The organism is Blautia sp. Sow4_E7 (assembly GCF_052116245.1).
Taxonomy (GTDB): domain Bacteria; phylum Bacillota; class Clostridia; order Lachnospirales; family Lachnospiraceae; genus Blautia_A.
On sequence record NZ_JBQKLL010000047.1, the window covers coordinates 1 to 24,393 of the forward strand.

Below are 24,393 nucleotides of genomic sequence, written 5' to 3' on the forward strand. Positions count from 1 at the left end.
GAACACAGCCAGATTTTTGTTGATTTTGAAAAAAATAAAAAGAAAAGAAGTTTTAAAAGAAAAATGGTGCTGGGCATAACACCCAACACCAAGTTTGTCTACAGTCTGAAACAGGCTTCCGGTTATCTGGAAGCCTGTTTGACCACACAAATCAAGTATGATATATTTACTGTAAAAGTTCTGGGCAGCAGTAATAATAAATCGAGCCTGTATAAGTTGAATTTATGAATAGCGTCCAGATCAGACTGTACTTGAGAAAAGGTGTGGGGAAATGAAAGTAGCGATTGTTGATGACGAGCTGGAAATGCGTCAGATCATGACAGACTATGTGAAAAGATTCGGGGAAGAAGCCGGGATTGACCTGGAGACGGTAACCTTCGAATCCGGCGAACAGTTTTTGAAAGACTATAAGATGATTTATGACATCATCATCTTTGATATTGATATGCCTGGAATCAATGGAATTGACACGGCAAGAAAATTAAGAAAAACAGATACCAATGTTACTATTATTTTTGTGACTAATATTGCCCAGTATGCCATCAATGGTTATGAGGTGGATGCGGTTGACTATATTCTGAAGCCGGTAAGCTACTACGATTTTTCCATGAAGTTTCACAGAACTGTGGCGAAGGCTGCCCAGAGGAAAGAACACATCATAAAAGTAGAGACAGCCGAGGGAACTCGCAAGTTAAGGCTTTCGGCGCTTATCTATGTGGAGATTCTTTCTCATTATCTTTATTTTCACACCACGAAAAGAGATTACAAAGTCAGGGGAAATATTGGTGACGTGGAAAAAGAGCTTGAAAAATACAATTTTGTGCGGATCCATCGCTCTTACATTGTGAATTTAAAGTATGTGAATAAAGTGCTCAGTACAGAGGTTACTGTAGGCAGTGCAATTCTTCCTGTCAGCAGAAATTATAAGGAAAAATTAAAAGAGGAATATCTGAAATATATAAGGGGAGAGGATTAAAAATGCTGAAAAACATATCCTTTATGGATATCTTTGATGTATGCCGTGTGCTGCTTGAGGCAATCAGCGCAGAAATCGTTTTTATGGAACGTGCCGCGGAACATCGGGAGCATTTTCCGCGGCGTGTCATGGTTAGCAGTTTAGGTGTTCTGGGATTTATTCTCCTTTGCATTCCCATGTACTGGTTTCGCAACACTTATGGCGGTTCGGGGAGTGCAGCTCTTATTACAGCTGTATGGTGGATGACCACTGGCATTGTCTCTATGTGCTGTATCTATTATTGTTATCAGGTGACAGTATGTAATCTTATATTTCAATGCATTCTGGGAATTGCACTGGAAAATCTGGTAACTCTGGTTCTGCAATATCTGGTCTGCAAAATCTGTTTTCCTTCTTTACAAACAGAGCATACCGCATTGTATGTTTTCATAACGGTTCTGTTCTATGCAGCCTTCGACACAATGGCCTATTTTCTTTTTGTTCGTAAAAGTGTGCGTGGACAGGTGGTTGTGAAGGAAGACTGGAGAACGTTTCTTATTTATCTGACTGTGTATATTATTATTACGGGAATGGGAGATGTGACCAATCTGATTTTTCACTGGAGCAAAAAGGATGGCGATATGTTCGGTGGGATAGAAATGTTTACCCAATCGGCGGTACCTTATTTCTGTATTGTGGTGAATGTGATTGTCAATCTGGTCATTGTTCTGCTTCAAAATATGACTTACCGCATTTTGTCCTTGCAGAAAGAAAAAGAGATGATCCAGGTTTTGCAGAAGGAAAAAGAGCAGCAGTATCTTTTCAGCAAAGAAAATGTAGACCTGATCAACCAGAAATGCCACGATCTGAAACGGCAGATCCGGGCACTGCAGATGGTGCATGGAGAAGAGCGGGAGCGGCTTTTCAAGGAGACCGAGGAAGCAGTCCAGTTTTATGATGCCCATGTGAAAACCGGCAATGATGTGCTGGATACCATTCTCACGGAGAAAAGCTTTGTCTGCGCCAGACAGGGCATTCGTTTTTCCTGTAATGTCCATGCAGAAAAAATGGATATGATCGATGTAATCGATTTTTACACCATGATCAGTAACGGATTGGATAATGCCATTGAGTGCGTGTCAAAATATGAAGATGATGAGAAGAAGGTCATCAATGTGGCAGCTTTGGAACGGGGAAGCATGCTGCATATTTTCGTAGACAACTATTTTGACGGGGAACTGGAATTTCGGAATGGGTTCCCTGTGACCAGCAAGGATGATAAGGGCTACCACGGCTATGGCGTGAAAAGTATGCAGATGATCGCAAAAAAATACGGCGGAGATATCCGGATCAGTGTGCAGAATCATACATTTTCATTGCAGATCATGCTGCCAGTGGAGTAGGTCAGCATGGTGGAATGTTATTTTCATCGTCGGCAAGCTTCTCTTTACGTTAGATTTTATTAAAAGTTACACTTAGGAGTGACTGTTATTAAGGAAAATTTCAAGGTGGGTTATCTGAGGAGGAACTATTATTGGAAAAAATAAAAGGTGTAAATTTAGGCAACTGGCTTGTGCTGGAGAAATGGATGCTGCCGGAATTATTTGCGGGAACAGGCGCGGAGGATGAGGTCTGGCTGAACCGCAAAATGAACCCGGCAGAATTAAAAGAAAAAATGAAAGAGCACAGAGATACTTTTATTACAGAAAAGGATTTCGCTTTTATCAAAGAACAGGGAATCGGGCTGCTTCGCATTCCGGTTCCGTATTTTGTATTTGGAGACAGAGAGCCTTTTAATGGGTGTATTGAGTATCTGGATAAGGCTTTTGACTGGGCGGAGAAATATGGCTTGCAGATCCTTATTGACCTGCACACTGTTCCGGGAAGCCAGAACGGATATGACAACGGTGGTATTACAGGAGTATGCAAGTGGTGCAAAAATCCCCAGGAGGTGGAGTTTGCTCTTACCGTACTGGAACGGTTGGCGGAGCGCTATAAAGAGCGCAAGGGGCTATATGGAATCGAGGTGCTGAACGAGCCGATCAGCTTCCTGGTTTATGCTACTGCGCCGTCCACTGGAAAAGCGGTGGACAAAGAGGAAGCGAAGGGCTCCGGCTATGTTCCTATGCCGTTTCTGGAAAATTTCTACCGGGTTGCATATAAACGCCTGCGCAAAATTCTTCCAGAGGACAAGACCATTATGTTCCATGATGGCTTCCGCCTGAGACACTGGGGCAGATTTTTCCGAAAAGAGAATATGAAAAATGTGGTGCTGGATACCCATATCTACATTTTTGCCATGGAGAGCTTTGTGCCGATCCACAAGCCATGGGTTTACCAGATTTATATTAAGAGCCAGCAGCGTTTGATAAAGAGGATCCAGAAGGATGTTCCTGTAGTGGTTGGAGAATGGTGCATCTGCAACAAATATGCAGAGAAAACAGATTCCAGTATGAGTCAGGATGCAGCTGCGAAGAGACGCAGGGAACGTTATCTGGAAATCGCAGCTTTGCAGCTTCAGGCCTGGTCAGAAGCAAAGGGCTGGATCTACTGGAGCTATCAGTTTAAACCCAATCGAAAGGAGCCGCTGGATGAAAAGTGGAAAGAAAGCTGGGATTTTTCACGATGTGTGGAAAATGGCTGGATTGAACTCAAGAACAGATAAAAAGAAGGTGACTTTACGGGAAATGGCGTTTGGCTATTTCCTTGGACCTCTTCTGGTACTGGCTATGACCAGTGTGGTGGCGTCCTATTATCTTACTTTTTACCGTACTTATGATGATATTGTAAATCAGAGAGTATTTCTGACGGTGCTGCCACTGATTTCTGTCATTCCTATGGCGCTGTCCAATATTGTAATTGGAATTCTGGTTGGCAAGACTAAGACGAGACAGGGAAAAGCGAGACCGTACATATTGATGGCGGCACCTCTGCTTCTGATATCCGGAATTCTTGTATTTTGCATTCCCTATTTAAGCTTGGGGGTGCGGATGGTATGGATGACAGTGACCTACAACCTGTTTGCGGCAATTGCAAACCCTGTTTATGGCACTTCCCATTACCTTATGGTATCTCTTTCCACCCGTGACCTGGATCAGAGAGGAAAGCTTTCCGTAGTAGCGAACATTCCGGCCGTAGCTGGAAACGGATTGATCAGCAGTATTGTAATGCCCTTGATCCTTGGCTGGATCAACTCGGCTGGAAGTAATAATGTGCTGCAGAACCGTTGGCAGATGGTAATGACCGTGTTTGCGGTGCTGGCGTTTGTGGGATGTGTGCTGGAGTATTTCTTTACAAGAGAGAGAATTACGGAAGAGGATATGGTGGAACTGGAGGGCGAAAATAGAAGTGTTGCTCGAACTGCTGAAATTGACAGCAAGAGTGCTGCCGTCCAGAATGAAAGTGCGAAATCGGCATCTGCTGGACCTTCTACCCTCGAACAGCTAAAAGCCGCCGCCTCCGACACCTACTGGTGGATCATCATCATTTTCTACCTGCTCTACCAGGCCGGTGTCATGTTCAAAGGCGGCTACGTCTTCAACATTTTCTGCCACGAGTTTTTCCAGGAAGTACACATCTTCGGAATGACCTTATCCGCAGATATGGCACAGTCCGTCCTGGCGCTGATCAGCGGAATCCCACTGGCAGCCGGTATGCTCTTCATCTGGCCGCTGGCCAACTGCTTCGGCAAAAAGAACATGATTTTAGCAGGCTGCGTGATTTCCATTGCCGGAAGTATTGTGTGTCTTCTTGCACCAGATAACTTTGCAGTCATGCTGGTGGGACAGAGCCTAAAAGGTCTGTCCAGCGTCCCCGGTGCCTACATTATGATGGCCCTCTTCGCTGACGTCCTGGATCACCTGGAAGCCAAACTAGGCTACCGCGTAGACGGTATTTCCATGTCCGTCTACAACACGGTACTCACCGTAGTAAACGGTCTTGCCGTAGCCGTTTTCAACTTCTTCTACGACAACCCAGCCCTTGGGGGAAAAGCCGTCACCGCCTTTTTCTTCCTGGGCTTCGAGATCATAGCACATGGAATTCTTATGGTTGTGGTATCCTTCCTGAACGTTGAGAAAAACATCAAGGCAGAACAGGAATTGATTGCAAAAAGAAAAGGACAGAAATAAAAACACATATTTGGAATGAAAGGGGAGAAATGAAATATTTTCTCCCCTTGTTCGCGGAATTTTATTGATTCTTTTTCTCACATTCCCTATAATAAACGTATATGCTACGGATTTGTCCCCTGTGATGTGTGAAAACGCCGGAAATGACATTGCATTTCGCAGAAGTCAGCGGTGTATTGGCACAGCATGGGGGCTTTTTACTATGAAAGTTTAGATGGCAGTTAGGAAATAGCTGCATTTAAGGCTGAAAGCATAAGCAGATCTTGGGAAAAGCTTCGGTGCCAGGCGCCGGGAGGGAGAAAAGAATATGAAGAAAAAATGTGTGGCAATGATGTTGATCGCAATGATGACTGCATCTTTAGCAGGCTGTGGAAGCAGCGGGGACGGCAGCGGTAAATCTGTGAAGCTGGATCCGGATCATCCGGTGTCCCTGAACATCTGGCATTATTACAACGGTGCCCAGCAGGCTATGTTTGACACTCTGGTAAAGGAATTCAATGCGTCGGAGGGAAAAGACAAAGGAATCTACGTAGAGGGCTACAGCCAGGGCTCCGTATCTGACCTGGAGGAAGATGTTAACAGTTCTCTGAATGGCGAAGTAGGTGCTGAGGAGCTGCCGGATATTTTCTCCTCCTATTCTGACACCGCTTATGCAGTACAGCAGCAGGACAAGCTGGCAGACCTTTCCCAGTACTTTACAGAAGACGAGCTGTCCAAATATGTAGACTCCTATATCCAGGAAGGCTACTTCAACCAGGACAGCGCTTTATACCTTTTCCCGGTTGCCAAGTCTACAGAGATCACCATGATCAACAAGACCGACTGGGAGCCTTTCGCAGAGGCTACAGGCAGCACAGTTGATGAGCTTGCCACTACAGAGGGAATTGCTGAGGTTGCCCAGCGCTACTACGAGTGGACAGATGCCCAGACTCCGGATGTGCCTGACGATGGAAAAGCATTCTATGGCAGAGATTCCATGTCCAACTATTTTGTCATCGGCATGAAACAGATGGGCAAAGATATTTTCGAGGTAAAAGACGGAAAAGTTACCTTCAACACCGATAAAGATCTGATCCGCAGACTTTGGGACAACTATTACGTACCTTATATGAAAGGATACTTTGCATCTCTTGGAAAATTCCGCTCTGATGATGTGAAGACAGGAGATGTTCTGGCATACACCGGTTCCACTTCCTCTGCTGTTTATTTCCCGGAGACCGTGGAAACTGATGATGGCAGTTATCCCATCGACTACATTGCCTGCAATGCCCCGGTAATGGAAGGCGGCGAGAACGTAGAGGTTCAGCAGGGAGCAGGAATGGCAGTTACCAAGTCTGATGAAGAGCACGAATATGCTGCCAGCGTTTTCCTGAAATGGTTCACCCAGAAAGAGCAGAATCTGCGCTTCGTATGCGAGTCCTCCTACATGCCGGTGCTGAAAGAGGCCAATAGCGTAGAGGCTCTGGATTCTGTGATCAAAGACAATAACATAGAAATCAATCAGAAGGTTTACGACTGCTTCAAGAACGAAATGGAAGACTTTGACAAAACAACCTTCTATACACCAAAGACCTTCGAAAACAGCTACGGTGCACGTAAGATCCTGGACTATTCCCTGTCTGATAAGGCCAAAGCGGACAAGGAAGCCCTGGATGCAGCAATTGCAGGCGGTGAGAGCAAAGAGGACGCACTGGCCCAGTATCTCACAGATGAGAATTTTGAGAGCTGGTATCAGGAGTTTTGCGATGGCCTGAATGCAGCTGTGGCGAATTCGTGAATTTGTAACGAAGCGAAGGAAAGGTGGTGAGGCGGACTGTGAAGCGGAAAAAATCCCTTCTGGATATATTTTTGATTCCTATATTGATCATTGTATTTGTGCAGGGCGCAGTGCCGTTCCTCACACTGATTTTCAGCGGAATCCGGTCCAGCATGGAGAACACGGTCATTGGTCTGGACAGTCATACGGTGGAGAACCGTAAGGTGGTTCTGGAGAATGACATGATCGAGCAGTGGAGCAGCGTCAACAAGGAAAGTGACGGGCTCTATGCGGAACTGGCGAAGATCCTGGACAGTCATCAGATGGACATTCATGGATTTCTTGGCTCAGATGATGTGCAGGAAGAATATCTGGAAGCTGTTTTCTATGATATGGTAGAAGTTTTGCAGTACAATTCCACTTCCGGAATTTTCCTGGTGCTTGGAAATGACCAATCGGTGGATGCGGAAAGCCAGTACAATGGCTTCTGGGTACGTGATTCCGATCCAATGGCGAAAACAGCCTCCCACACAGACCTGCAGATGGAACGTGGCAGTAAGAAGCTGTCGCAGAGCATGTCTATTTCCCTGGATACTCCCTGGCGTACGGATTTCAGTTTTGAAGGCAATGGAAACAGAAGTGCAGATGACTTTTTCTATAAGCCCTATGTAGCCGCTGGAGATTATGTGGACTCCAATATCAACATGGCGAACCTGGGATACTGGTCCAAGCCATTTATCCTGGAAGATGACCGCATGGACAACCACAAAATGATTTCCTATTCCGTTCCCCTTGTGTATGATAAGACGGTTTACGGAGTTCTGGGAGTAGAGATCGGGGTAAATGACCTGTCCAGATATTTCCCGGTAAAAGACCTGGATTCTGATCTGAATGCAGGTTTTGCCCTTGTGATCGAGCAGGAAAATGGAAGCTATGAGGGACTGGCAGGCGAAGGTGCTCTGTACGACACGGTTTCCCATGGCGGAAATACATTCGTACTGGAGGAGCCTGTGCAGGGTGATCTGCAGCTGGTGCAGGGAGCAACCGTTGGAAAACAGAAGATTTATGGAATTACAAGCAGCCTGGAGCTGTACAGCAGAAATGTTCCTTATGAGGATACCAATTGGGCCCTGTGCGGTTTTGTGACTGAGGATTCTGTTTATGGACTTGTTTCCGACGTTTTCCAGAGGATTCTTGGGGCAATCCTTGGAAGTGCATTGCTTGCGGTTGTTTTGGTTTATCTCCTTGTGCAGTATACCACCAAGCCAGTTTACCGGCTTGTGGAGAGTGTGCGGAGCGGTGTAAAGGGAATCCATGATTTTGAGGGCTCTGGAATCCAGGAGATTGACGAACTTCACGAGGTGATCGAAAATCTGACGGACACCCAGATGCAGACAGAGAATCAGCTCCTTGAGGAAAAAGATCGCTACCGGATTGCTGTGGAGAGTTCCCAGGATGCCTTTTTCACATACAAATGTAGGGAAAAAGTTCTGGAAATAGTTAACAGCAAGGGCCGTGATGGAGTATGGGATTGCGGAAAACATCCGGAATTTGTAGATAATGATTCCATTCATCCCGCAGACCGCACCAGACTGAAAAACACGGTAAAAAATGCAGATGGCACCTTAAATGTTGATTTCAGGCTCCGCCAGAATAACGGAGAGTTCCAATGGGTAAATCTCTATGGAAGTATTACCTTTGATGAAGCCGGGGAGCGCAGCAGGATCGTAGGCTGTCTTCACAATGTACATCAGCGGAAGCTTCTGGAGACAGCGCAGAAGAGAAAACAGATTTACGATTCCATTACCTCTTTTTACCGGTTAGGAAGCGGACTGGAGGTTGTGGAAACTTTGTACCGGGAGGATCCGGAGGGCGTGCTTGCCCTTCTGGAGATCCAGCATTTTTCCAAAATTGATGAGCGGTATGGATTGATTTTCGGAGATATTATTCTGGAGCAGTTTGCCCGGCTGATGACGGAACGGTTCCATGAGGAAAATCTGGACGATGGAGTTTATATAAGAGCCGGCGCAGACCAGATGCTGGTATGGATTCCGGTATGTATGGCAGGCCCTGTGGTAAGAACGGTCCAGAAGCTGCAGAAGGATTTCGCAGCGCTTACAGATGAGAAATATCTTTCCCTTTCCCTGAAATGTGGAATTGCGGTGACAAGCGCTGGTAATTCGCTGAGTGCAGCCCTTGAGCAGACCAAGACAGCTCTTAGCGCTGCACGTCATGGAAAGCACAGCATTGTGTTCTATGAAGAGTTGACGGAAAAGGAAAAAGACGTTTCCCTTGATGTAGATTTCGACGAGGTAGCCTCCCTGGAGCGCCTGAAGGAAATGACACTTTCCTCAGTTGCTTTGAATCTGTTTGACCGTGAGGGAGATACTGCAGTTGTGCTTGATATCCTGGCTTTGAAGCTGCAGGAGAAATATCATCTGGCGAATATGGTGATCACCCATTTCAACAGAGAGTATATGGTAAATGACCTTCTGTACTGCTGGAAGGGCAGGGAGAAAAAAGAAGAATGGGAAAAAATGGTCCATTGTTCCGAGAAGCAGTATCAGCATTTTGTGGAAACCCAGGAACTGCAGCAGCTTCTTCCTTCTGATGAAAGCATTCAGAAGGAGCCGCTGGTTCAGCTGTTTACCGACGGCGGACAGGACATTGTGTTCCATATGACAGACAATGGCCAGTATTCCGGAAGTATTGTGTTCCAGGAGATTGATGGTGCTGTTCTGGAGAAAAAAGAGGAGCACAAATGTCTGGAGGAGATCAGTGCGATCATTCAGAACCGTCTGAATCTGGAGCGCCACGATCTTTCTGCAAAGGCGAAATCAGACTTCCTGGCGCGTATGTCTCATGAAATCCGTACTCCTATGAACGGCATTATCGGTATGACTGAGATTGCCCTGAAGGATGGACAGACGGAGGAGCAGAGACTTGCCTGCCTGAAAAAGATCGAGCATTCTTCTGTATATCTGCTGGGACTGATCAATGACATTCTGGATATGTCCAAGATCGAAAGCGGAAAGATGAAGCTGTTCGCAGAGAAATGTGATCTTATGGAAATGATCCAGGGCTTACAGCCTCTTCTGGAAGCGAAGATCACAGAGCGGAAGATTCATTACACAGAAGAGATCCAGCTGAAGAATCACTGGTTTATGGCAGACTCCCTGAGACTGAACCAGGTTCTGGTCAATCTTCTTGGAAATGCAGTGAAGTATTCTGATCCAGGCGGACATGTGAAACTGACTGTCCGGGAAACAGAAGGGGAGAAAGGTTTTTCCAATCTTTATTTCGAAGTACGGGATGACGGAATCGGTATTGCACCGGAGAAGCAGCAGCTGATCTTCCGGCAGTTCGAGCAGGCGGATAATTCGGAGAATGCAAGAAAACAGGGCACTGGCCTTGGGCTTGCCATCAGCAGCAGGATCGTGCGGATGATGGATTCGGATATCAGGCTGGAAAGCGAGCTGGGCAAAGGCAGCAGCTTTAGCTTTACCGTGAAATTACAGCCGGTAAGTCCGGAAAAGAAGCAGGAGACCAGGGAAACAGAGGAAATTCGTTTTGATGGAAGAAGGATTCTGGTTGCGGAAGATAATGAGCTGAATATGGAAATTATCTGTACCATACTGGGAGATTACGGAATCGAGACCAGTCAGGCGGTGAATGGAAAAGAAGCTGTGCGCTGCATGGAGGAGGAGGCTCCTGGTTATTACGATATGATTCTTATGGACATTATGATGCCGGAAATGGACGGTCTGGAGGCCGCCCGGACAATCCGGAATCTGGACCGGGAAGACTGCAGGACGATTCCAATTTATGCAATGAGCGCAAACGCCTTTGACGAGGATGTGAAGCGCTCCCTGGCAAGCGGCATGAACGGGCATCTTTCCAAGCCGGTGAATATGGAGGTGCTGGAGAAGACGCTGAGAGAAGTGCTGGGGTGAAATATAAGAAGTAATTTTCTAAAATAAAGTGAAAGACCATTCATTTTCAAAGTTAGGGTTGAAAGTGAGTGGTCTTTTTACGGACAAGAATAATTAGTAATGATTCTAAATAAAAAAACAGACTATGATTTTATTTCGAAGTCTAAAAAATCATCGAATGTTATTGAGGAATAGAGCGTGTTTAATGGTTTATTTATTAAAGATTCCGTCTAATATTTCCGCCAACTGCTCGGGTGTCTCCTGATACCCATTATACGCCCAATAGAAATAAACGTTATACAAGGCACCTGCAAAGGCGGACAGCCGGTAATACTGACTGGCGTTTTGGCAGGTGCTTTTCCATTTCCACATAATATACCGGGTGAGATATTCCAGGAAAATATTCCCAAACCCACAGTGGATCAGCCCGTCGAAAAAGTCCCGGTACTGATACCAGTATTCGAAGCAGTGGATCATATGCGGCTTGTCATAGTAGATCCCCTGAAGATTCTGCTTCCGGTCCTCTTCCTGGTATTTCTGAAGAATATCCTTTAAGTGGGAAGAAAACACTTCCTCCTTAGTAGAAAAATTCCGGTAAAAAGCCATCCGGGAAACACCCGCCAGGCGTGTGAGCTCGGTTATGGTGATGGTGGACAAAGGTTTTTCTTTTATTAAAGTGAGAAGGGCGTTTACGATGTTCTCACGGGTTTGCTGGTTGGGGGTGTTTTTCGTAGGTGTCTGTTTTTCCATAAAAATCTCCTGTTTCTATGTGCGCGGTGCGTCTGCGGCGAAAACAAAGGTGTTACAATATGTAACGTTTTATATACTGGCTAGTATAACGTGAATCGCCAAATGGGGCAAGGGATTTCTGAATTTTTCATCGCAAAAAAAAGAGGGGTATGCTATACTTTAGGTATGTAAATCCAATAGTGCACATCCAGCGGGCAACGACGAGCGGCAAGAGGTTGTGCGGGAGGGTTATTTTTAATGTGAATGATGATTTATGAGGTGGGTTATGATTCATATTGCAATTGTAGAAGACGAAGACATTTACATTCGACAGTTAACCGAATACATGGAGCGGTTTCAGAAGGAATTTTCCCAGGAGATCCGCCTGTCCTTTTTCCGGGATGGGGATGAGATCGTGGAGAAATATACCGCAGATTATAACATTATTCTCATGGACATCCAGATGCAGTTTATGGACGGCATGACCGCAGCTGAGAAAATCCGGGAGATGGACAAGAAGGTCATAATCATGTTTATAACAAATATGACATCTTACGCAGTCCGGGGATATGAGGTGGATGCCCTTGATTACATGGTGAAGCCGGTAGAATATTTCTCTTTTTGCCAGAAGCTGAAACGGGCTATTGACCGGATTCCCCAGAGCAATGAGAATTATCTGCTGCTCCCTGTGGAGACCGGGGTGCTGCGGCTGAATGTGAAGGAAATTTATTATGTGGAGAGTTACGGTCACCAGATGATCTTTGTAACCAAGCATGGAAATGTCCAGTCCAGGATGACCATGAAAAAGGCGGAGGAAGAACTTTTACAGTATGATTTTTTCCGCTGCGCGAAAAGCTATCTGGTGAATATGAAATATGTGGAGGGAATCCAGGAGGGCTGCTGCATGATCCACGGAGAGCGGCTGCAGGTCAGCCGCCAGAAGCGGAAAGAATTTATGGAAGCCCTTGTAAATTATATGAGTGAGGCTGCGAGATGATAGAGATAACTGGTGATATTCCCCGAATTTACACGGCGCTGGCAGAGTGGCTAGCCTGTGTGATCAATATTATAATGCTCCCAAAACGGTGGAGAAAATGGACTACAGTCGGTTTTTGCGGACTGGCGCTGGTGGTACAGAGTGTATTTCTGGTACTTACAGAAAACGTGGCGATCATTCTCTGGATCCCGGTGATGGCGGCTGCTGTTGGACTGATGTTTGGATTTATTTTCCTGGGAACGGAGAGCACTCCTGTGCTGGCTGGATATTGCTGCGCAAAGGCATTTCTGGTGGCAGAGTTTGCGGCGTCCCTGGAATGGCAGATTGAATCATTTCTGTGGAAGGTTCTCGGCGTAGAGGCTGTTTTACCGCAGAAACCGGTGATGGCAGGATTGAAATCTGGAGCGGGAGCTTTACGCGCGGCGGTTGCAGTTGGTCAGATACTTTTGCTGGCGGCAATATATGGACTTGTATTTTATGTGATTTATCTCTTTGAGAAGAAAATGCGCTCAGCGTCCTTTGAAAAACAGCTGACTGTGAAGGAACTGGTTTCTGCGGCGGCAATCGCGGTGTCCGCGTTCCTTTTCAGCAACATGAGCTATGTAATAACCAATTCTCCGTTCAGCAGCGCAGTTCTGGCGGATACCTTTCATATGAGGACCATTGGTGACCTGTGCGGACTGGTTATCCTTTATGCCTACCAGACCAGGATTTGTGAGTATATGGTGGAAAAAGAGCTGTCCGCTATGCAGTCTGTGTATAAAAAGCAGTACGACCAGTACCGCTATTATCAGGAAAGTATGGAGATGATCCATATTAAATACCACGACCTGAAGCACCAGATCACAGGGCTTCGGGGCGTGACTGATGAGGCAGAGCGGAAGGCCTGGCTGGATCAGCTGGAGCATGAGCTGGATGAGAACCGGCTGATGGAGCGTACTGGAAACAATGTGCTGGATACCATTCTGGCAGCCAAGGTTTTCCAGGCGAGGAAGAATAACATCCGGATCACTTGCGTGGCAGATGGGAAGCTGCTGAATTTTATGCATGTGACGGATATTTGTACCATATTTGGAAACGCGCTGGATAATGCCATTGAGAGCGTGGTTACATTGGAGGATCAGGATAAGAGGATGATCCATGTGACGCTTTCTAAGCAGAAGAATTTTGTGCTGATCAATGTTTCCAATTACATTGCGGAGAACATTGTGTTGGAAAAAGGTGCCCTTCCGGCTACTTCTAAGCGGGACCGTGAGAATCACGGCTATGGTCTGAAAAGCATCCGGCAGACCGCTGAGAAATATAAAGGCAGTATGTCGCTGCAGGCGAAGGACCACTGGTTTGAGGTGCGGATTCTGATTCCGGAACAATAAGGAACGGTGGCTGCTTCGCTGCTGGCAATCGTATTTGTAGTCCGGGAGATGATTCGTCTGTATATATAAGTATAACCCGTTTCTGGCTGCCGGACAGGACTTTTTAATGCATCTTGTGCAATATATTGACAGTTTGTGACAACCCCGTCTTTTTCAGACGGGGTTGTGTTATATTATGCTCACGAAATAGAACTGGAAATTATCTTTTACGGCTTGACGGGGATGCGCAGATGGTAAATAAGATTTTTGCATCATGTTGTGCCCGTGATCGGCTGTGAATGATAATCTTGCAATGATATGGAAGGGAGTAATCACAAGCATGAAATATCAGAACATCATAGATAACATGACCTTGAAGGAAAAAGCCGCGTTCCTCAGCGGAAAAAGCGAGTGGCAGACAAGAGATTTCCCGCGTCTGGACATCCCCGCAATTTTCTGTTCAGACGGACCAAACGGTGTGCGTAAACAGGCAGGAGCAGGTGACCATCTGGGAATTAACCCATCAGTACCGGCAACCTGTTTTCCTACAGCTGCAACAATGGCAAACAGCTGGGATGAAGAATTAGAGCAGAAGGTGGGAGTCGCCCTTGGAGAAGAATCCATGGAAGAAGGGGTAAACGTTCTTCTTGGACCAGGACTGAACATTAAGAGAAATCCTCTCTGCGGACGTAATTTCGAGTATTTTTCCGAGGATCCATATCTTTCCGGAAAAATGGCAGCCGCCTTCATCCGCGGTGTACAGAGCACTGGTGCAGCAGCCTGTGCAAAGCACTTTGCAGTAAATAGCCAGGAGCTTCGCCGTATGGCCATGAACGCAGTAGTAGATGAAAGAACTCTTCGCGAGATTTACCTCACCGGCTTTGAAATCGCCATCAAAGAGGGCGGAGCCAAAACCGTTATGAGCAGTTACAACGAGGTAAACGGTGTCTACGCCAACGAAAACGAGCATCTGCTGAAAGACATTCTCCGCGACGAGTGGGGCTTCGAAGGCTCCGTCATCACAGACTGGGGCGCTTCCAACGACCATTCCCTTGGCGTAAAGAACGGTTCCACCCTGGAAATGCCAACACCAGGACTTGACGCAGCAAGAGAGCTTCTTGCCAGTGTAGAAAGCGGCAAGATCAGCGAGAAAGACATTGATGAGCGTGTAGACGAGCTTCTCGATCTGGTACTTACCACCACCGAGAATGCGAAACATTACAAGAAAGTGGCAGACAAGAAGGCTCTCCACGAAGAGCATCACAAGCTGGCACGTCTTGCCTGCGAGAACAGTGCAGTCCTTCTGAAAAACGAAGGCGGAATCCTCCCAGTTGGAGAAAAAGTCCAGGCAGCCGTGATCGGAGACTTTGCTTTTGACCCAAGATACCAGGGCGCAGGTTCCTCCATGGTAAACTCCACAAAAGTAGATTCCATCAAGGACATGCTGGAGACCAGCGGAATCTCCATAACAGGAATCGTCCGCGGCTATCAGCGTGACGGCAAAGAAGACGAAGCCATGAAAAAAGAGGCTGTAGATCTTGCCCGCCGTTCTGATGTGGTTCTGTTTTTCTTCGGACTGAACGAGAAAAGCGAGACAGAAGGTCTTGACCGTAAGCACCTCCGCATTCCGCAGAACCAGATCAACCTGATCCAGGAGCTTGCAAAAGCCAATGCAAACATGGTTGGTATCATCAGTGCAGGTTCTGTTATCGAAATGCCATGGCATCATCATTTCAAAGCCCTGCTTCACACCGCTCTTATGGGACAGGCTGGTGCAGGCGCCGTTCTTGACATTCTTTCCGGTAAAGTGAACCCATCCGGAAAGCTTGCGGAAACATACATTAAGAAATACGAGGATACTCCCTCTTATAATTACTATCCCTCTCAGGAGCGTAACTCCGAGTACAGAGAGGGAATTTACGTAGGATACCGATACTTTGACACTGCTGGCGTGCCGGTAAACTATCCATTTGGATACGGCCTTTCCTACACAACATTTGAATATGACAATCTCCAGGTGAAACCGGATGGCGTAACCTTTACCATCCGCAACACTGGAAAATACGACGGTGCAGAGATCGCACAGCTTTATGTAGGACTTCCAGGGGCAAAGGTTTTCCGCCCAGTCAAAGAACTGAAAGGTTTTTCCAAAGTGTTCTTAAAGGCTGGTGAGGAGAAAACAGTTACCATTAAGTTCGATGATAAGACTTTCCGCTACTGGAATATGAAGACAAATAAATGGGAAGTAGAGGGCGGTGTTTACAGCGTTATGATCGGCGCAAGCTGCGCAGATATCCGGCTTCAGGGCACCATTGCTATCATTGGAACTACTGAGGTAATGCCATATTACACCAACCGCGTTGCTTCTTATGTGGATGGAAAGATCCAGAAGGTTGGAAACGAGGAGTACGAAACCATCCTTGGACATTCTATTCCAGACGGAAGCTGGAGCGGTGAGCTTGGCATGAACGATGCCCTTTGCCAGATGTATTACGCGAAAAGCGGAATCGCCCGTTTCATCTGTAAGAAGCTGGGCGAAAAGCTGAAAAAGAGCGAGGCAGCAGGCGTTCCGGATCTGAACACATTGTTCCAGTACAACATGCCATTCCGCGCCATTGCCAAGATGACCGGCGGTATGGTTTCCATGGAAATGGTAGAAGGACTTGTGAAAGTGGTAAATGGCCATTTCAGCGGTCTTGGAAAAGTGATCAGCGGATTTTTCAGAAATCAGAAGCTGAACAAGCAGTATGAGAAAGATCTGGAAGAGCAAAAGTAAATTAAAAAATGCTAAAAGCAATTTGACTTTTATGTCTTGTATAAAGGGGCGTTTGGCTTTGAAGCTTTATAGAAAAGCGAAACGTCACAAAAGAAAAATATATAGAAGTATAAAACTAAGAGAGGTATCGTCATGGGAAAAATCAAACAGTTAATCGCCGCCCACCCGAACATCTGGGAGTTCATTAAATTCAACGTATTATCCAACTGCGCAACCATCACAAACTTCATTATCATGTGGCTGTGCACCGGTTTCATTTTCAAAAGCTTTGCAAATACACCATTTAAGTTCCTGGTGTTCAACTACACAGACAACATCGAGTCCAACCTTGGTTTGTGCGGATTCTTAAGCTTCCTGGTTGCAACGGCTGCAGCCCAGACTGTAAACTTCTTCGTACAGAAGAACCTGGTTTTCAAATCAAACGCAGCATTTGAGAAGGCTGTTCCGAAATATATCGTACTTGCAGTTGTGCTGGTTCTTGTATCCGCAGCACTTCCGGCTTACAGCCAGAGCTTTTTCGTAAACATCGGTGTTTCCGAGGCACTTGCGCCCACACTTGCAAACGTGCTGAACATTCTGGTTCAGGTAGTTCTCAGTTACCCGACCATGAAATTCTGGATCATGCCGAATAAATAAATCGTACCACTGCTTTTGCAGAAATAAGAGAGGTTGCTATTCTTGCCCGATATAGTGACAGATAAGGATCCCTGGTGGAGAGAGAAGCTTTCCCCCAGGGATCTTTTTTCTAAAATATTCGAAACCAATTTGTTAGTGAAAACATTGTATAATCTCATGAGCCATGTTAAGATTGGAGAGTGTACTTTGCAAAGAATCCAGCATTTGCGCGACTTTGCAGGATTTAACAATTTAAACACATTTTTCCCACAAAGAGAACACAAATTATCTCTATACTGTGAACTATCAAATGAAAGAAAACATAAAGGAGTTTCTAAAGGAGGCTTTTATCATGAAGAATAGAAATGAAGAATTAAAGAGAAAAATGAAAAAGGCAGCAAGCATTAGTCTTTGCGCAGTACTGGCAGGTGGTCTTGCAGCAGGAACATATACAGGAGTAAATTATCTGACCGGTTATGAGCAGAGCGTACAGGCAGCCACAAGTGATGAAAAGGTTGAACTTCTGAAATCGGAGAAAAAATCTGATGATTCCGAGTCTAAGAATGACAGCAAGGACAGCTCAACAAACAAAGGCAGCCTTGATGTATCCGACATCGTTGAAGAGGCAATGCCAAGCATTGTTTCCATCACAACCAAATCTGTAGAAGAGGTTCAGAGCTACTACGGAATGTTTGGCCAGTATGGTGCTTATTCACCGTCACAGGAGCAGGAGGTACAGGGAAGCGGCTCCGGTATCATCATTGGTAAAAATGATTCCGAGCTTCTGATCGCAACCAACTACCATGTAGTAGAAGGTGCAGAGACCTTATCTGTAGGCTTCTGCGACAGCACAGCATGTGAAGCTAAGGTAAAAGGTTACGACAGCGAGAAAGACCTTGCAGTTGTAGCAGTTTCCCTGGATGACATTGACAGCGACACAATGGATGCCATCACGATCGCAACCATCGGTAATTCCGATGATCTGAAGGTTGGTGCACAGGTAGTTGCAATCGGTAATGCACTTGGCTATGGCCAGTCCGTAACAACTGGTATTGTAAGTGCTAAGAACCGTCAGGTAAATTCTGATAATACAATCAGTGATTACGACAGCGACAGCATCTCTGCTACAAACCTGATCCAGACAGATGCAGCTATTAACCCTGGCAACAGTGGTGGTGCTCTTCTGAACATGAACGGTGAGGTTGTTGGTATCAACTCTTCCAAACTCGCTTCCACAGAGGTTGAGGGTATTGGATATGCAATCGCAATTTCCTATGTAACAGATACACTGGAAACACTGATGAACGAGGAAACCAGAGATAAAGTTGATAATCACGGTGTTCTTGGAATTACAGTTCAGACTGTTGACAGTGATGTAAGCGAAGCTTACGGTGTTCCGGAAGGTGTTCTTGTAAGAGACGTAACCGAGGGCGGTGCAGCTGATGATGCAGGTATCGAAGCAAAGACCATCATCACCAAATTTGCAGGCAAGGTTGTTACAACCAAAGAGCAGCTGGTTGACTTCCTTTCCTACTACGAGCCAGGCGAGGATGTAGAGCTTACCGTTGAAGTTCCGGATGGAAAAGGCTATAAAGAGGAGACTGTAACCGTAACTCTTGGTGAGAATACAGATACACAGAACACAGATTCCAAGGACAACGGTGACGGACAGGGTACCATGGATGAGAGCGGCAACCTGGTAGAAGACTGGCAGAACAACGAAGGCGGCGCAGGCCTCCAGTACGGCGAAGGCTGGAACTAAAATCGAGACTGATTTAGAACTTAAATTGTGAAGTGAATAAATGTAAAACTGAGAGGTTCATCTGTAAAAGGTGAACCTCTTTTTTGCCTGAAAGGAATATCTTTTGTATATTTTCTATGCAGTACAAAACGGTTAGAAACCCGAATAATACATTGCATAACCTGCCGTAAAAAGGTATAATTATTTTATTACCGCAATATAAAAAAACAGAAAAGAGTCAACAAAATGAACAAAGAACTATCTCTGGTTTTCGACATAGATGATACCTTATACAGCCAGATGGAGCCTCTTCTTACAGCCTGCGAGTTCAGCCTGGGCGGGCAGCTTCCGGATCCGGAGCTGTTTTACCGGATCTTTGGGAAAAGAAGCGCGGAAATGTTCCTGTTCAGCGAGAGCGGACAGGTTTCTATTCATGAATCCAGAATTTACCGGATTGAAAATACCATGAAGGATCTTGGAATTCCTTTTACCAGGGAACAGGCGGAGATCTTTCAGGAAAGATATAAGGAGAATCAGTCCCATCTTCATGTTTCCCCTGTGATGACGGCGCTTCTTGATGAGTGCGCAGCTGCAGGTGCGAAAATGGGAGTGATCACCAACGGACCTTTTTCCCATCAGGTGCAGAAATTCCATACACTTGGACTGGATAAATGGTTCACAGAGGATCAGCTGATCGTGTCCGCCGGTGTGGGCGTGGCCAAGCCGGATGTGAAGATTTTCCGCATGGCAGAAGAAAAATGGGGGATGAAGCCGGAGAACACCTATATGATCGGGGATTCTCTGGAGAATGATATTGCAGGTGCGCGTAACGCCGGGTGGAAGACCATCTGGATGAACCACCACAGATATGCGGTCCCGGAAGGCATGGAGAAGCCGGATCATACCGCATATACAGAGGAAGAGTTGAAAAAAATTGTAGCTAACATCAGTTGTTCGTGTTTTTAGTGAAAAAATACACAAAACCTGAGAAATGCAATTCTAAATCATATGCGTCATAATTTTGGGGGATATTACAAAGCATGTCGCGGGGATATATAAAACAGTAGTAATTTGTTGTGAGAATATAACAACAGGAACATGATTGGGGAAAGCAAATTGAAAATTGAAAAAAAGAAACAACAGCACCTTGTAGTAGCAGCCAATGTCTGCATACTGGCGGTGCTGATCGTATACATAGCTTTTTTACAGTGAATCTGCGGCGGACATCAGAAACTGATGAAAAAAGCCAGCTCGTAAATTCTATGAGCACTTTGAAAAACGAAGTGACAGCCTATCTGGGAAATTCCAGCAGGATCGCAGAAGACTGGGCCAATTACATAAATCATCAGGACTGGACTCTGGAAGAAACCATCGAAAATCTTCGTCAGATGAACGCTGATGAGGATGTTATGGTGCAGGTATTGATGCTTGATACCATGCAGGGGATTTCCACCAAGTCATCTGAGAAAACTCCAGACGATTATACCGTGAAATATGACGGCTACTATGCCTTAAATAAAATGCTTTCCACATTTGGAAATTCGGAAAATGGATCGGATGTCTGTATCACCAATTCTTTTACCAATTATATCAACGGAATCCTGAGTATTGGTTTCGCCGTGAAAGTACAGGTAACAGGCGTAGATGGAGCGCGGGAAGAACGAGAGCGAAACGGCTGAAAACACCGGATTTTCCCCAAGCATGGACAAGGACGCAGAAGCCCAGATCCATGTACAGGGAAGCTGGTCCAACTTCTAAGCCCTGGAAGCGGCTGTGGAAGATTGGAACGAGATTTATCCAAATGTAAGCGTGGAATACAATAAAGTGGACGCTTATTACGACCAGCTTTCACGGATCGTCACCGGAGACAATGCGCCGGAGATTGCCATGTTTGACATTGACGGAGATTATGTGGATAAGGATGTGGCAGCAGAGCATCTGGCAGATCTGACGGAAATAGGACTGAATACAGATGTTTATGCAGATGGCGTTCTGGATACCTGCAAATATAATGGCAAAATGTGCGCCTTGAACTGGGGACTTCGTATCCCCGGATTTGTTGTCAATACCACGTTGCTGAAAGACCTTGATCTGGAGGTTCCCAAGACACAGGAAGAGTTCCAGACGGTCTGTGACACTCTTGTAGAAAAGGGCTACACCCCTATCCAGGGCTGCACACAGAATGTCTATTCTCTGGTGATGCAGAATGACAGAGATTACCAGATAGCCCAGGAAGAGGATCAGGAAGCTCTGTATGAGCGTTTTGACAGCGAAGAAGCTGGCTGTGGCTCCTATTTTGAAAAAGAATTTTCCACAATGCTGGACATGGTAGAGAAAGGTTACATCAGCGAAGATGTGAACAGTACCATTGAAGATATTTACGAAATGAGCATCCTTCACTTTTTTGAAGGGGATACCCCGTTCCTTTCCTTTACCACAGAAGGTTTCAGCGGTATGAAGAAGCGAGAATCCAAGTCAGAGAAATTTACGGAGAAACCTTTTGAATATGAATTTGTTTCCCTGCCAGTGTGTGCGGAGGAACCGGTTCTCAGCCTGGCTGGGGTAAGCGGACTTGCCATTGTAAAAGACAGCGAAAACGAAAAATGGGCAGAAGAATTCCTCCGTTTCCTGTGCAATGAGGAAGAGCTTGACAAAATGGCATCTATTAAGGGCGTTCCCAGTGTAACAAAGAATGGAGGCGAGGATGCCAGATTTACAGAGATCACCTCGCTTTCCCCGGAGAAAAAGATCAATGCAGAGTCTTATCCGGTTATTAAGCTTGTGGATGTCAGCTTCAGTGATACCTTATGGAAAATCGCCTGCGGAGATATCACCGATATAGAAAGTGCCGAGAAGAATTTCGAAGAGGTGCTTGCGCAGACGAAATACTAAATGTGGGAATTAAGTTTGCGCAAGAAAGTTTAAGTTCTAGACAAATAACGCCAGTTTGACTATAATAAAACTATTAGTGAGCCAGATCCTGGAAACTTCCAGAAATCGGGTTTGCAGCTGGCGCTGACCGTATAGCCGTGTTGGTGACTGTACGGTCTTTTTTATACTGATAATAATATGCTTCACAACGAAGAAGGATAGATAAAGTATGGTATCAGATTACAAAATTACCATGGAGCAGGCAGAAGCAGAGATGGCCTGTTACCGTAAGGTTTTCAGCAGTGTAAGGCTTCTTGACCAGGAAACACTGGAGAAGTTAAATGCAGAGCGTCTGCAGGCTGCAGAGGCTGGGAAGAACGAAGGATCAGACGTGTGCACAGAGCATTTTTGCCAGGGCTGTGTGGCAATGGATGCTTTTACCCAGAAGGAAGAGCTGTCTAAGCTGGAGTTTATTGGAGAGGATATTTACCAGATCATGGTGAAATATCTGGAAATCGACGGGAAACCATATGTAATGGAGCTGCTGAAGGCCCTGGATAAGAATTCCCTGATCGATCAGAAAGACAGGGAGCGTCTGATCAGCAGTCTTACCGGATATAATGAGAGATTGTACCGGGACGTTCTGACCAAGGTATATAACAGACGTTATTATGAGGATGAAGTGAAGTCCCAGACAGGACCGGCGGGCATTGCCATGATCGATCTGGATGATTTCAAGCTGTATAATGATACATATGGACATAGTGCAGGGGATATGGCGCTTGTGGTTGTAGCAGAAACCATCTGCAAATATATCCATAAGTCGGACATTCTGATCCGCTATGGCGGTGATGAATTCCTGCTGGTGCTGCCAGGGGTAAAGGAGATGGAATTTGCCCGCAGACTGCAGGAGATCCATGACAAGATCCATATGGCGGTAGTTCCGGGATATGCAAGGATTCAGCTTTCTGTCAGCATTGGAGGTACCATTGCGGAAGAAGATGAGACCATAGAGGATGTTGTGGGAAGAGCCGATCGTTTTATGTATCAGGCGAAGACAAGGAAAAATCTGGTTGTTACCGAGTCAAATGAGATCAAAGAGGGAAATGCACAGGGCGCAGAGGTTGACCGTGAAGAGCTGAAGCAGCAGATCCTGATTGTTGATGATGCAGAATTGAACCGTGATATTTTAGCGGAGATCCTGCACCCTGATTTTAAGACTATGGAGGCCTGCAGCGGGGAGGAATGTATCTCTATGCTGCGGGAATATGGTGCAGGGATCTCGCTGGTACTGCTTGACATCGTAATGCCTGGCATGGACGGCTTTGCAGTGCTTGAAGAGATGAACCGGAACCATTGGCTCGAGGACATTCCGGTCATCATGATCTCCAGTGAGGAGACAGAATCATATATACGCCGGGCGTACGAAATGGGAGTTTCGGACTATATCAGCCGTCCATTTGATGCCAAAGTTGTTTACCGGCGTGTATATAATACTATTAAATTATACGTAAAACAAAGGCGTCTAATCACACTTGTAACGGATCAAATTCGGGAAAAAGAAAAAAATAGTCAAATTTTGGTAGATATCCTCAGTCACATCGTAGAATTTCGTAATGGAGAGAGCGGTCTGCACGTTCAGCACATCAAGACGCTGACCGGACTTTTACTGGAAAGACTGGTGCAGAAGACGGACAAATACAATCTGAAATGGAACGACCAGTACATGATCACAGTGGCTTCCGCCCTTCATGATATCGGCAAGGTGGGAATTGACGAGAAGATTTTGAACAAGCCGGGCAGACTGACCAATGAGGAGTTTGCGGAAATGAAGAAGCATACCCTGATCGGTGCTTCCATGCTGAAGAGTCTTGGGGTTTACCAGGATGAGGAGTTTGTGAAGGTGGCTTATCAGATCTGCAGATGGCACCATGAGCGTTACGACGGAAAAGGTTATCCAGATGGTCTGAAGGGGGAAGAGATCCCCATCGTAGCCCAGGTGGTTTCCGTTGCGGATGTTTACGATGCGCTGACAAGCGAGCGGGTTTATAAGAAAGCATTTTCCCATGAGAAAGCCATGGAGATGATCCTGGCTGGCGAATGCGGAACCTTTAATCCGCTGCTTCTGGAGTGCCTTTAGGATATTCAGGGTACCATCCAGGTAGAACTGAAAAAGGCGGCTGATCAGCCCATGCTGACTCAGAGTACTTATGTGGGAAAATGATCGAGATGGTGCAGTAGCGGAGGCACCGGGATATAAGTAGTATTCCGCAAAGCGTGTAACTGTGAAGGCTCTGAACAGTTACCGGGATAGAAGTGAAGATGAAAATGTAGTGAAGATTGCGGGCAGGGGTGCCCGCGTGGGTGGGGGTAAGTTTTACTTTATGAAAAAGAAAATTCTTACACTGGCGGCAGTGGTGACACTGCCGTCAGACTGTAGACAAACTTGGTGTTGGGTGTTATGCCCAGCACCATTTTTCTTTTAAAACTTCTTTTCTTTTTATTTTTTTCAAAATCAACAAAAATCTGGCTGTGTTCC

General features: G+C 45.9%; 18 protein-coding genes. 17 read left to right on the forward strand and 1 reads right to left on the reverse strand.

Annotation, left to right across the window (positions count from 1 at the left end; genetic code table 11):
• The 7 genes from ACTQ50_RS17060 to ACTQ50_RS17090 form a co-directional block, all read left to right on the forward strand.
• Window positions 1-228, forward strand: a 228-nt coding sequence (locus ACTQ50_RS17060; protein ID WP_441485192.1) for a hypothetical protein, incomplete at its 5' end; no start/stop codon positions are given.
• A gap of 43 nt (window positions 229-271) precedes the next feature.
• Window positions 272-976, forward strand: coding sequence for a LytR/AlgR family response regulator transcription factor (locus ACTQ50_RS17065; protein ID WP_441485193.1), 705 nt, complete (start codon window positions 272-274; stop codon window positions 974-976).
• Between the two features lie 2 nt (window positions 977-978).
• On the forward strand, window positions 979-2,358 hold the full coding sequence (locus tag ACTQ50_RS17070) for an ATP-binding protein (RefSeq protein WP_441485194.1): 1,380 nt from the start codon (window positions 979-981) through the stop codon (window positions 2,356-2,358).
• A gap of 131 nt (window positions 2,359-2,489) precedes the next feature.
• Window positions 2,490-3,620 (forward strand): glycoside hydrolase family 5 protein, encoded by a 1,131-nt coding sequence (locus ACTQ50_RS17075; protein WP_441485195.1) that lies wholly within the window; start codon window positions 2,490-2,492, stop codon window positions 3,618-3,620.
• On the forward strand, window positions 3,547-5,085 hold the full coding sequence (locus ACTQ50_RS17080) for an MFS transporter (RefSeq protein ID WP_441485196.1): 1,539 nt from the start codon (window positions 3,547-3,549) through the stop codon (window positions 5,083-5,085). The genes ACTQ50_RS17075 and ACTQ50_RS17080 overlap by 74 nt, the downstream gene beginning before the upstream one ends.
• Before the next feature lie 307 nt (window positions 5,086-5,392).
• Window positions 5,393-6,862 (forward strand): extracellular solute-binding protein, encoded by a 1,470-nt coding sequence (locus tag ACTQ50_RS17085; RefSeq protein WP_441485197.1) that lies wholly within the window; start codon window positions 5,393-5,395, stop codon window positions 6,860-6,862.
• Window positions 6,863-6,900: 38 nt separating this feature from the next.
• Entirely contained in the window at window positions 6,901-10,794 is a 3,894-nt protein-coding gene (locus ACTQ50_RS17090) for an ATP-binding protein (protein WP_441485198.1), read from the forward strand.
• Window positions 10,795-10,983: 189 nt separating this feature from the next.
• On the opposite strand, the gene ACTQ50_RS17095 is transcribed toward ACTQ50_RS17090, so the two are convergent.
• Window positions 10,984-11,523: a TetR/AcrR family transcriptional regulator gene (locus ACTQ50_RS17095; protein ID WP_441485199.1), complete on the reverse strand. Its 540-nt coding sequence runs from the start codon at window positions 11,521-11,523 to the stop codon at window positions 10,984-10,986.
• 265 nt (window positions 11,524-11,788) lie between these two features.
• On the opposite strand from ACTQ50_RS17095, the gene ACTQ50_RS17100 reads away from it, so the two are divergent.
• From ACTQ50_RS17100 to ACTQ50_RS17145, 10 genes are all read left to right on the forward strand, one after another.
• Window positions 11,789-12,499 (forward strand): LytR/AlgR family response regulator transcription factor, encoded by a 711-nt coding sequence (locus tag ACTQ50_RS17100; RefSeq protein ID WP_441485200.1) that lies wholly within the window; start codon window positions 11,789-11,791, stop codon window positions 12,497-12,499.
• Window positions 12,496-13,872 (forward strand): ATP-binding protein, encoded by a 1,377-nt coding sequence (locus ACTQ50_RS17105; protein WP_441485201.1) that lies wholly within the window; start codon window positions 12,496-12,498, stop codon window positions 13,870-13,872. The genes ACTQ50_RS17100 and ACTQ50_RS17105 overlap by 4 nt, the downstream gene beginning before the upstream one ends.
• A 319-nt stretch (window positions 13,873-14,191) precedes the next feature.
• Window positions 14,192-16,627: a glycoside hydrolase family 3 C-terminal domain-containing protein gene (locus tag ACTQ50_RS17110; protein ID WP_441485202.1), complete on the forward strand. Its 2,436-nt coding sequence runs from the start codon at window positions 14,192-14,194 to the stop codon at window positions 16,625-16,627.
• A gap of 132 nt (window positions 16,628-16,759) precedes the next feature.
• Complete coding sequence (locus tag ACTQ50_RS17115) at window positions 16,760-17,263, forward strand: GtrA family protein (RefSeq protein WP_441485203.1); 504 nt, start codon at window positions 16,760-16,762, stop codon at window positions 17,261-17,263.
• A 42-nt stretch (window positions 17,264-17,305) separates the two neighbouring features.
• Window positions 17,306-17,605 (forward strand): hypothetical protein, encoded by a 300-nt coding sequence (locus tag ACTQ50_RS17120; protein ID WP_441485204.1) that lies wholly within the window; start codon window positions 17,306-17,308, stop codon window positions 17,603-17,605.
• Window positions 17,595-19,004, forward strand: a complete 1,410-nt coding sequence (locus tag ACTQ50_RS17125; RefSeq protein ID WP_441485205.1) for a S1C family serine protease — start codon at window positions 17,595-17,597, stop codon at window positions 19,002-19,004. The genes ACTQ50_RS17120 and ACTQ50_RS17125 overlap by 11 nt, the downstream gene beginning before the upstream one ends.
• 225 nt (window positions 19,005-19,229) lie before the next feature.
• Entirely contained in the window at window positions 19,230-19,949 is a 720-nt protein-coding gene (locus tag ACTQ50_RS17130; protein WP_441485206.1) for an HAD family hydrolase, read from the forward strand.
• Between the two features lie 296 nt (window positions 19,950-20,245).
• Window positions 20,246-20,662: a hypothetical protein gene (locus ACTQ50_RS17135; protein WP_441485207.1), complete on the forward strand. Its 417-nt coding sequence runs from the start codon at window positions 20,246-20,248 to the stop codon at window positions 20,660-20,662.
• A 94-nt stretch (window positions 20,663-20,756) separates the two neighbouring features.
• Entirely contained in the window at window positions 20,757-21,875 is a 1,119-nt protein-coding gene (locus ACTQ50_RS17140; protein WP_441485208.1) for an ABC transporter substrate-binding protein, read from the forward strand.
• Window positions 21,876-22,083: 208 nt separating this feature from the next.
• The gene (locus tag ACTQ50_RS17145) at window positions 22,084-23,994 is read left to right on the forward strand and encodes a diguanylate cyclase domain-containing protein (RefSeq protein WP_441485209.1); all 1,911 of its coding nucleotides are present in this window, start codon (window positions 22,084-22,086) and stop codon (window positions 23,992-23,994) included.
• Window positions 23,995-24,393 lie beyond the last annotated feature (399 nt).